Genomic DNA, 10,140 nt, shown 5'->3' on the forward strand with positions numbered 1-10,140 from the left:
ACCATGCGGCGCGCCGCATCTACGCGGAGCGGGCGCGCCTGCCGCGGGTCAGGGTGCGCAGCATCATGACCTGCAAGGCGCGCGAGGGCGTCTGCCGCTCGTGCTACGGGCGCAACCTCGCCACCGGACGCCTGGTCGAGATCGGCGAGGCGGTGGGCGTCATCGCCGCGCAGTCGATCGGCGAGCCGGGCACCCAGCTCACCATGCGCACCTTCCACACCGGCGGTGTCGCCACCGGCGGTTCCGACATCACCCAGGGTCTGCCCCGCGTCGAGGAGCTCTTCGAGGCCCGCGTGCCCAAGGGCAAGGCGCTGATCAGCGAGGTCGACGGCGTCGTCGAGCTGGTCCGCACCGACGCCAAGACGCTCAAGGTGAAGGTCGTCGCCCGTGACGTCTTCGACACCACCTACCCGGTGGGGGATCGCATGGTCCCGGTCGTCGAGGACGGCAACCCGGTGCCCGAGGGCGCCGAGGTGGTGCGCGGCACCGACGCCGACGGCAACAGCGTCTCGCTGCGTGCCCGCTATGGCGGCGTCGCCCGCATCGGCAAGAGCGAGGTGCTGATCCGCACCATCGAGGAGGAGTCGCGCGAGTACCCGGTGCCCGCGTCGGCCCAGCTCATGGTCCGCGACGGCGACGAGGTGCAGGCGGGCGACCGTCTCACCGAGGGCTCGATCAGCCCCCAGGAGCTGCTCCTGGTGCGCGGCCGCGACGACGTCCAGAACTACCTGGTGCGCGAGGTGCAGAACGTGTACCGCAGCCAGGGCGTGGACATCAACGACAAGCACATCGAGGTGATCGTGCGGCAGATGATGCGCAAGGTGCGCGTCGAGAACGCCGGCGACTCCGAGCTGCTGCCCGGCGAGATCATCTCCCAGTTCGAGTGGGAGGAGGCCAACGCCAAGGCGCTCAGCGAGGGTGGCGAGCCCGCCATCGCCGCGACGGTGCTGCTCGGCCTCATCAAGGCGGCGCTCAACACCGCCTCGTGGCTCTCGGCGGCCTCCTTCCAGGAGACCACCAGGGTGCTCACCGAGGCCGCCATCTCCGGCAAGGTCGACCGCCTGCGCGGCCTCAAGGAGAACGTCATCATCGGCAAGCTCATCCCGGCCGGCACCGGCCTCGACTACTACACCAAGCTGCGCGAGGAGGCGGTCCGCCTCTACGAGTACGACGACCTCGCGGAGATGGAGGCGGAGCTCGACGGCGACATCGACGGCGAGTACCGCAGCAGCCTGGCGTCCGCTGACGGCTACGCCGCGGAGGAGGCCCCCACCGGCTCGATCTGACCCTGACGTCCGGGCGCCGCACCGCGCGGCGCCCGGGCGGCCCGGTCGATGCTCACCAGCGTGCGAGCACGCCCTGAGACCCCTTGACACGGCATACGTGTGTCGTTTTAATTCCGAGCGTGGATTGAGTGACACGTATAGGCCCGCCCGGCCGGGCCTCGGGTCCTCCGAGGAGACACGCGGTGAAGCCGCGCTCCATCGTCTTCGACCTCTTCGGCGACTATCTGCGCTACTCGGGAGGCGAGGTGCGCCTGCGCGCCCTCACCGAGCTGCTGGACTGCTTCGGGGTCGGCGAGGCCACCGTGCGCGTGGTGATGGCGCGGCTCCGCAAGGAGGGTTGGTTCGACACCCGCAGGGAGGGACGGGAGACCGTCTACTCCCTCAACGACCGCAGCTGGCAGCTGCTCGACGAGGGTCGAAGCCGCATCTTCGATCGCTCGCGCGAGCCCTGGAGCGGAGAGTGGCACATGGTCATCTACACCGTCTCGGAGGCCGATCGGGCGGTGCGCGACCGGATCCGCAAGGAGCTCGCCTGGCTGGGGTTCGGTCCGCTGGCGGCGTCGACCTGGCTGTCCCCGCACGATCGTCGCGCAGAGGTCGAGGAGTGGTTTGCCGACGAGCCCGCGATCCGGCTCGACGTCATGCAGTGCCGCTCGTCGGGACTGCCCGTCGATCGCGAGATGACGGCACGGTGCTGGGACCTCGAGGCCCTGGATCACGACTACCGCGAGCTCCTGCGCAGGTACCAGCCCCGGCTGCAGGCATACCGCGCGGGCCGCCTCACCCCGCGCGACGCGGTCGTCGAGCGCACCCGGCTCATCTACGACTATCGCAAGTTCCCGTTCCGCGACCCCGACCTGCCGTTCGAGCTTCTACCCGCCGGCTGGATGGGGCGGCAGGCCCACGAGGTCTTCCTCGAGGCCCACGAGACCCTGCGCGAGCCCGCCGAGGGCTTCGTCTCCGAGGTCGTCGGCCAGCCGGTCGAGCCTCCCGGGGACGCCGGCGTCCGCTCCGTCACCGGGCAGGTGGGCCGCTGGACGCGCGCCGGGTCGGGACGCCGCACCCGCGGTCCCTGGCTGGTGGCCGTCGACGACGAGCCCGCGGGGTGAGCCTGCGGATCGCGGTCGTCGGCGGCGGCCCGGGGGGCCTCTCCCTCGCCGCGCTGGTGCGGCGTGCGAACCCGTCGGTCGAGGTGACGGTCCTCGAGCGCAACCGGCCCGACGACACCTTCGGCTTCGGCGTGGTCTTCTCCGACGCCACCCTGGCGAACCTCCACGACGCCGACCCGGTGCTCCGCGAGGCGCTCGCGGCGCACGGGGTGCACTGGGACCGCATCCAGGTCCGGCTCAAGGGGCGGCGCCTGCACTGCGCCGGCAACGGCATGGCCGCGATCGCGCGCCGCACCCTGCTCTCCCTGCTCCAGGCGCGGGCGGCGGACGCCGGGGCCGACCTTCGCTTCCAGACCGACGTCGCTCGCATCGACGATCTCGACGGCTACGACCTCGTCGTCGCCGCCGACGGGGCCAACTCGCGGCTGCGCGCCCAGCTCGCGGACACGTTCGCGCCCAGCGTGCAGGTCGCCACCGCCAAGTTCATCTGGTTCGGGACGACCCACATGTTCGACGGCCTGACCTTCGTGCACGAGCGCGGGCCCGACGGTGTCTTCGCGGTGCACGGGTATCCGATCAGCGCGGATGTGAGCACCTTCATCGTCGAGACCGACGAGGCGTCATGGCGCCGCGCGGGCCTCGACGTTTTCGACACCGGCCAGCCCGCCGGCGCCAGCGACCTGAGGACCAAGGCCTACCTGGAGGCACTCTTCGCCGATCATCTCGAGGGCCGCCGGCTGCTCGTCAACAACTCGAGGTGGGGGAACTTCCGCACTCTGCGGTGCGGGCGCTGGCGGGCGGGGCGGGTGGTGCTGCTCGGCGACGCCGCCCACACCGCGCACTTCTCGGTGGGGTCGGGGACGAAGATGGCGATGGAGGACGCGGTCGCGCTCGCCTCGGCGATTGCCGAGCATGGCGACGACCTCGACGCCGCGCTCGGCGCCTACGAGGCGCACCGGCGCCCGCAGGTCGCGCGCATCCAGGACTCCGCGCGCCCGAGCCTCTCGTGGTGGGAGCACTTCGGCCGCTACCACGACAGCCTCGAGCCATCCCAGTTCGCCTTCCACTTTCTCACCCGTGCGCTGAGCTGCGAGAAGCTGCAGCGGCGCGACCCGGGCTTCGTCGAGAGCGTCGAGCGCGCCTGGGTCGACGAGCACCATCAGCCCCCGCTCCACACCCCGCTGCGGCTTCCCGGAGTCGACCTCCCCGGCCGCGTCCTCACCCTCGAGGACCTGGGCCGATCGCGCGTGATCTGGCTCGACGCGCCGTCGCTGGAGTCCGGGCTCGCCCAGGCGACCTCCGAGTTGGAGGCGGGCGTCGCGGGTTCCCCGGACGTGGTCGCCATCCGGGGTGGCACGTCGCTCACCCGGACGCTCCTCGCCGAGGAGTGCCGGCTCCTCCACGGCGTTCCCGCGGTGGTGGTGGAGGACGCCTACGACCGTGATCGGGCGCTGCGGCTGGTGCTCTCGGGCAGAGCCGACGCCGTCGTCGTCGTCACCGATGGGAACGGACATGCCCCAGCCGATCGCTGAGGGCCTCACCCCGTGGCCGGAGGAGCTCGTGGCGCGCTGGGTCGCCCGCGGATACTGGGCGGGCCGGACGCTCGGCGACCGCCTCGTCGAGCGCGCGGACGCCTCACCGGAGGCGATCGCGCTCGTCGACGGCGAGGCGCGGTTCAGCTACCGCGAGCTGATCGCCCGGGCCGACGGCGCAGCGGATCGCCTCGCGGACCTCGGGCTCGGCGGTGGCGACCGGATGCTGGTGCAGCTGCCCAACCGCTGGGAGCTCGTCGTCCTGACGCTGGCCTGCCTGCGGCTCGGTGTTGTCCCGGTCATGGCCCTCCCGGCGCACCGCCGGCACGAGCTCCGGGCGCTCGCCGAGCTGGCGGAGGCGCGGGCGATCGCCGTCCCGGAGCAATGGCGCGGCTTCGACCACCAGTCGCTCGCCCACGAGCTGGCGGCGTCGAGCCCGACCCTCGACCTCGTCCTCGTGGCCGGCGAGCGGGTCGTCCCCGGCGGCGTCGACCTGGGTGCGGTGTGCGCGCCCGCGGGCGATGCCGCCGCGGCGCGGGAACGGGTGGACGCCCGTGCGCCCGGCGCGCGCGACGTCGCGGTGTTCCTCCTCTCCGGGGGCACCACCGGGCTCTCGAAGCTGATCCCGAGGACGCACGACGACTACGTGTACAACGCGACCCGAAGCGCCGAGCTGTGCGGCTTCGACGACCGCACCGTGGCTCTCGTCGTGCTCCCGGCCGGCCACAACTTCGCGCTCGCCTGCCCGGGGATCCTCGGCACCCTGCTCGCCGGCGGCCGGGTGGTCCTGCTGGCGTCGCCCGAGCCGGAGCGGGCCCTCGCGACGATCGCCGCGGAGGGGGTCACCACCGCCGCGGTGGTCCCCGCCGTCGCCCAGCGCTGGATCTCCTGGCGTGAGGAGAACCCCGGTGACGACCTCGGCAGCCTGCGGCTCCTCCAGGTCGGCGGTGCCAGGCTCGCCCCCGAGGTGGCGCGGCGGGTCGCGCCCGTGCTCGGCTGCACCCTGCAGCAGGTCTTCGGGATGGCCGAGGGGCTGCTGAACTACACGCGCCTCGACGACGAGGAGGAGGTCGTCCGCGAGACCCAGGGGCGGCCGATGTGCCCCGACGACGAGATCATGGTGGTCGACCACGACGGCGCACCCGTCCCCGACGGCGCGCCCGGCATCCTGCTCACCCGGGGGCCGTACACCATTCGCGGCTACTACCGCGCCCCGGAGCACAACGCCCGCGCCTTCACCCACGACGGCTGGTACCGCACCGGTGACGTCGTCCGGGTGCATGCGAGCGGCAACCTCGTCGTCGAGGGGCGCGACAAGGACATGATCAACTGCGGCGGCGAGAAGATCTCCGCCGAGGAGGTCGAGAACCTCGTGTATCTGCTGCCGTCGGTGCGGATCGCCGCCGCCGTCGCCATGCCCGACCCCGAGCTCGGTGAGCGGGTGTGCGTCTACGCGGTGCTCCGACCGGGCGCCACCCTGGATCTCGACGGCCTGCGCGCGTCGATGGAGGAGGTGGGCGTCGCCCGCTACAAGCTCCCCGCGCGCCTGGTCCTCGTCGACGCCCTGCCCACGACCGGCGTCGGGAAGATCGACAAGAGGGCGCTCCGGGCGGACATCGCCGCGCGCCTCGCTGACGAGGCGCCCGCCTCGGCCACCTCGGGAGGACACCGATGATCACCACCGATCTCGATCCCGCCGTCGCGCGCCTCTACGCCGACTTCGAGGCGGCGGACCTGCGCCCGCTGTGGACTCAGCGAGCGGACCTGATGCCGCTGTCGCCCCAGCCGCGCGCCCGCCCCCACGTGTGGCGGTGGGAGCAGCTGCGGGCGCTCGCGGTACGCGCCGGCGAGCTCGTCCCGGTCGGCCGGGGCGGGGAGCGGCGCGCCATCGCCCTCGCCAATCCGGGGCTCGCCGGCGAGCCGCACGCGACCCCGACGCTGTGGGCCGCGGTCCAGTACCTGGGACCCGGCGAGGTCGCGCCCGCGCATCGCCACACCCAGGCCGCGTTCCGCTTCATCGTCGAGGGTGAGGGGGTGTGGACGGTGGTGAACGACGACCCCGTCGAGATGCGGCCGGGGGACCTGCTGCTCACCGCCTCGTGGGACTGGCACGGCCACCACCACGCCGGCGACCGTCCGATGGTCTGGCTCGACGGCCTCGACATCCCTCTCGTCGGCCAGCTCGACGCCGGGTTCTTCGAGTTCGGGCCGGAGAACGTCGACCGCTCGACGCCGGGTCGCTCCCGCTCCGAGGAGCTGTGGGGGCATCCCGGTCTGCGACCGGCCGCCGCCGCCGACACGCCGGGCTCGCCGCTCATGGCGTACCGCTGGGAGCACACCGACCGGGCGATGAGCGCGCAGCTGGACCTCGACGCCGCCGGACACGGCGGCGCGGTGGAGCCGGGCCATGCGGCGATCCGCTTCTCCAACCCCACGACCGGACGCGACGCGCTGATCACGCTGCGCACCGAGATGCACCGCCTGCGCGCCGGCGCCGCGACCGCGGCGCGCCGGGTGGTGGGGTCGGCGGTCTGGCAGGTGTTCGCCGGGAGCGGCGTCGCCGAGCTGGGCGACCGCCGGATCGAGCTCTCCGCCGGAGACCTGATCGCGGTTCCGTCCTGGTGCCCGCTGCGGCTGCGTGCGCACACCCGGCTCGACCTCTTCACCTTCAGCGACGCGCCCGTCTACGAGGCGCTCGGGCTCTTCCGTTCCGAGATCGTGTCGGAGGTGGGATCGTGAGGCTGGCGACCATCCGGCTCGGCGACCGGACCGCCGCGGTGCGCCTCGAGGGTGACAGCGTCGTCGAGCTCGGCGTCCCCGACGTCCGCGCGGTGCTCGCGCGCACGGGCTGGTCGAGGTGGGCCGCCGGCGTCGACGGGCCGCGTCATGCGTGCGCCGCGATCGACCACGCGCCGCTTGTTCCCAGCCCGTCGAAGATCCTCTGCGTGGGATTGAACTACCGCTCCCACATCCTCGAGATGGGACGGCCTCTGCCCAGCCATCCCACGCTCTTCGCGAAGTTCGCCGACACCCTGCTGGGGGCAGGCGACGACCTGATCCTCCCCGCGGTCAGCGAGGAGGTCGACTGGGAGGCGGAGCTGGGCGTCGTCGTCGGCGCGCCGGTGCGGCGCGCGTCGACCGAGGAGGCCGCGGCGGCGATCGCGGGCTACACCGTCGTCAACGACGTGTCGATGCGCGACTGGCAGTGGCGGACCACCGAGTGGCTCTCGGGCAAAGCATTCGAGGCGACCACCCCGGTGGGGCCCTGGCTTGTCACCCCCGACGAGGTCGGCGACGCCGCCGACCTGGCCGTGCGCTGCGAGGTCGACGGGCAGGTGATGCAGTCGAGCCGCACCTCCGACCTGCTCTTCCGGCCCGCGGACCTGGTCGCCTACATCAGCCAGATCACCACCCTGCGCCCCGGCGATCTCATCGCCACCGGCACGCCGGGTGGGGTGGGAGCAGCGCGTACACCGAAGGTGTTCCTCGCCCCGGGCCAGGTGCTGCGCACCGTGATCGAGGGTGTCGGCGAGTGCGTGAACGCCTGCGTGGCCGAGCGCACGGACGCCGTGCCGACGAGCGGCGCGGCGCTCGCGGAGCAGCGGCGATGAGGCCCGGGCAGGGCACGAGCCTGCCCGGCACCGAGGTGATCCTCGGCTGGGTGGAGGACGGGCAGAGCCGGCTCGAGGAGAGGTTGGCGCCGCTCGACGACGGCGCGGTCGCGCAGCCGTCGCGGCTGCCGGGCTGGACCCGGGGGCACATCCTCACCCACCTGGCGCGCAACGCCGACGCGCTCGTCAACCTGCTGACCTGGGCGCGGACGGGGACGCCGACACCGATGTACCCCTCTGCCGAGCGGCGCAACGCCGACATCGAGGCGGGCGCCGGCAGACCGATCGAGGTGCAGCGCGACGACCTCGTGGCCGCGGCGCGGCGACTCATGGAGACCGCCCGCGGGATGGGGCGACACGACTGGGAGGCGGCGGTGCGGAGCGCGCAGGGCCGCGACATCCCCGCCGCCGAGATCCCCTGGATGCGTGCCCGCGAGGTGTGGATCCACCTCGCCGACCTCGATGTCGGAGCCGGCTTCGAGGTGATTCCCGACGAGGTGGCGGTGGCGCTCGTGCACGACGTCGCGCGCTGGATGGACGGCCGCGTCGAGCGGCGCGTCGAGCTGGTGGCTCCGCACGTCGACGCGGCGTTCGGCGGCTCGCCGGGGCAGCCGGCGGTCCGTGTCCACGGCAGCCCCCAGGCGCTCGCTGCCTGGCTGGTGGGGCGCTCGCGTGGCGAGACGCTCGAGGCCGAGGAGGCGGCGGCGATCCCCGACCTCCCGCCCTGGCTCTGAGCCCCGGGGGCTGCCGGCCGCGTTGACTTTCCGGCGTGCCTGTCCGATACTCCTGTAACGGACGTTCAGTACAAATGCCTGCGACCCCTCGACCTCCCGCCCCCGTCCGCGCCGGAGCCGACCGCCGCGCGCAGATCGCCGCCGCAGCGGCGCGGCTCTTCGCCGAGCACGGCTACGCGGAGACGAGCATGCGCGACATCGCCGCGGCGGTGGGCATGGGCCTGGGCGCGATCTACTACCACATCGAGAGCAAGGAGGAGCTGCTGGCGCGCATCCACGAGGAGTACGTCGGCACCATCGTGATCGAGCTCGAGCGCATCTGCGCGCAGGACCGGCCGGCGGTCGACGCCCTGTACGCCGCGGGCGAGCTGATGATGCGCCACCTGCACACCTACCGCGATCACATGGTCGCCTTCTTCACCGAGCAGCGGCGCATCCGCGGTGAGCGCTTCGCCGAGGTGGCGGCGCGCCGGCGCGACTTCGAGCGGCTGCTCGAGGGCCTGCTCCGCCGCGGCGTCGCCGAGGGCTCGCTGCGTGCACACGACGTGCGCCTCACCGTCCTGGCGATGCTGGGGATGTTCAACTACGGGCACCAGTGGTACCGCCCCGACGGGCGGCTCACCCCCGAGCAGATCGGGCGCAGCTTCATCGACCTGGTGCTCCGGGGCGTCGCCACCGGCGCCCCCGCTCAGCCGCCCCGGTAGACGCCGGCGCGCCGCTCGCTGAAGGCGGCGAGCGCCTCGTCGCGGTCGGACGAGCGCAGGCAGGCGAGCTGGAGGCGTGCGGCCAGCCGCACCGCCTCGTCGAGGGGCAGGCTCGCGGCGCCGTCGATCGCCGCCCGGGCGCCGCGCATCGCCAGCGGTGGCAGCGCCGCGATGCGCTCGGCGAGCGCCTGGCAGGTGCCGAGCAGCTCCTCGTCGGGCACCACCCGGTTGACCATGCCGATCCGCTCCGCCTCGGCGGCGCCGATGCTGTCGCAGAGCAGATGCAGCTCCTTGGCCCTCGCCTCGCCGACCAGGCGGGGGAGGAGCGCGGTCGCCCCCATGTCGGGGATCACCCCGAGGCGCAGCTCGGGCAGGCCCAGCTGCGCCGACTCGGCGGCGACGCGCAGGTCGCAGGCGAGCGCCAGCTCGAGCCCGCCGCCGAGGGCGTGGCCGTGGATCGCCGCGAGGGTGACGAAGGGCGCGCCGCGCAGCCAGCGGTAGGCCTCGTACATCCGGCCGAGGCACGCCAGATAGGCCTCGTCGCTGGTCGCCGGGTCGGCGATCAGCTCGCCGAGCGCACCCGCCCGGCCGCGGAGCACGTCGAGGTCGGCGCCGGCCGAGAACGAGGGTCCGGCGCCGCGCACGACCAGCACGCGGATTTCCTCGTCCTCGCCGATCGCCAGCCCCACCTCGCGGAGCTCCTCCCACATCTGGGCGCTGAGCGCGTTGCGCCGCTCCGCGCGGTTGAGCACCAGGTGCGCCACCGGCGGGGTGCGGTGGAGGACGAGCGTCTCCATGGCGGCGGTCATCCGCGCACCACCGCGGTGCGCCGGCGGGGCGCGGTGAGCTCGCGCCCGCAGAGGTGGCGCAGCCGCAGCGCCAGCTCGCCGCGGAGGTCGTCGGCGGAGACCACGGCGTCGAGGTACGCCTCCGAGGCGGCGCGGAAGACGTCGAGGTCGGCCATGTACTCCTCCCGCCTGCCGGCCACGAAGGCGGCGCGCTCGTCGGGGTCGGCGATGGCGGCGATCCGCCGGTGGTGGATGGCGTTCACCGCCGCCTCCGGTCCCATGATCGCCAGCCTCGCCTGGGGCAGCGCGATGGTGGCGTCGGCGCCGAAGCTCGCCCCCGACATCGCCAGGTAGCCGGCGCCGTACGCCTTGCGCA

9 protein-coding genes and 1 pseudogene are annotated in these 10,140 nt (G+C 73.5%); 8 read left to right on the forward strand and 2 right to left on the reverse strand.

Annotated features, from left to right (window positions below):
- The 8 genes and pseudogenes from VGL20_01260 (at position 1) to VGL20_01295 (ending at position 8,976) form a co-directional block, all read left to right on the forward strand.
- Positions 1-1,124: pseudogene (locus tag VGL20_01260) on the forward strand (DNA-directed RNA polymerase subunit beta').
- A 344-nt stretch (positions 1,125-1,468) separates the two neighbouring features.
- Positions 1,469-2,395 (forward strand): PaaX family transcriptional regulator C-terminal domain-containing protein, encoded by a 927-nt coding sequence (locus VGL20_01265; GenBank protein ID HEY2702295.1) that lies wholly within the window; start codon positions 1,469-1,471, stop codon positions 2,393-2,395.
- Positions 2,392-3,927, forward strand: a complete 1,536-nt coding sequence (locus VGL20_01270; GenBank protein HEY2702296.1) for an FAD-dependent monooxygenase — start codon at positions 2,392-2,394, stop codon at positions 3,925-3,927. Before VGL20_01265 ends, VGL20_01270 begins: the two co-directional genes overlap by 4 nt.
- A complete protein-coding gene (locus tag VGL20_01275) occupies positions 3,908-5,602 on the forward strand; it encodes an AMP-binding protein (GenBank protein HEY2702297.1) in 1,695 nt (564 codons plus the stop codon). The genes VGL20_01270 and VGL20_01275 overlap by 20 nt, the downstream gene beginning before the upstream one ends.
- A complete protein-coding gene (locus VGL20_01280; GenBank protein HEY2702298.1) occupies positions 5,599-6,666 on the forward strand; it encodes a cupin domain-containing protein in 1,068 nt (355 codons plus the stop codon). The genes VGL20_01275 and VGL20_01280 overlap by 4 nt, the downstream gene beginning before the upstream one ends.
- Positions 6,663-7,538 carry a fumarylacetoacetate hydrolase family protein gene (locus VGL20_01285; GenBank protein ID HEY2702299.1) on the forward strand — a complete coding sequence of 292 codons (876 nt, stop codon included), beginning with the start codon at positions 6,663-6,665 and terminating at the stop codon, positions 7,536-7,538. The genes VGL20_01280 and VGL20_01285 overlap by 4 nt, the downstream gene beginning before the upstream one ends.
- Entirely contained in the window at positions 7,535-8,272 is a 738-nt protein-coding gene (locus tag VGL20_01290) for a maleylpyruvate isomerase family mycothiol-dependent enzyme (protein HEY2702300.1), read from the forward strand. Before VGL20_01285 ends, VGL20_01290 begins: the two co-directional genes overlap by 4 nt.
- Before the next feature lie 74 nt (positions 8,273-8,346).
- Positions 8,347-8,976 (forward strand): TetR/AcrR family transcriptional regulator, encoded by a 630-nt coding sequence (locus tag VGL20_01295; protein HEY2702301.1) that lies wholly within the window; start codon positions 8,347-8,349, stop codon positions 8,974-8,976.
- On the opposite strand, the gene VGL20_01300 is transcribed toward VGL20_01295, so the two are convergent.
- The gene (locus tag VGL20_01300) at positions 8,961-9,785 is read right to left on the reverse strand and encodes an enoyl-CoA hydratase/isomerase family protein (GenBank protein HEY2702302.1); all 825 of its coding nucleotides are present in this window, start codon (positions 9,783-9,785) and stop codon (positions 8,961-8,963) included. The genes VGL20_01295 and VGL20_01300 overlap by 16 nt on opposite strands.
- The coding region (locus tag VGL20_01305) for a carboxyl transferase domain-containing protein (protein ID HEY2702303.1) at positions 9,782-10,140 on the reverse strand (359 nt) is incomplete at its 5' end. The genes VGL20_01305 and VGL20_01300, both read right to left, overlap by 4 nt.

The organism is Candidatus Dormiibacterota bacterium, from assembly GCA_036495095.1.
Classification (GTDB): Bacteria; Chloroflexota; Dormibacteria; order Aeolococcales; family Aeolococcaceae; genus CF-96.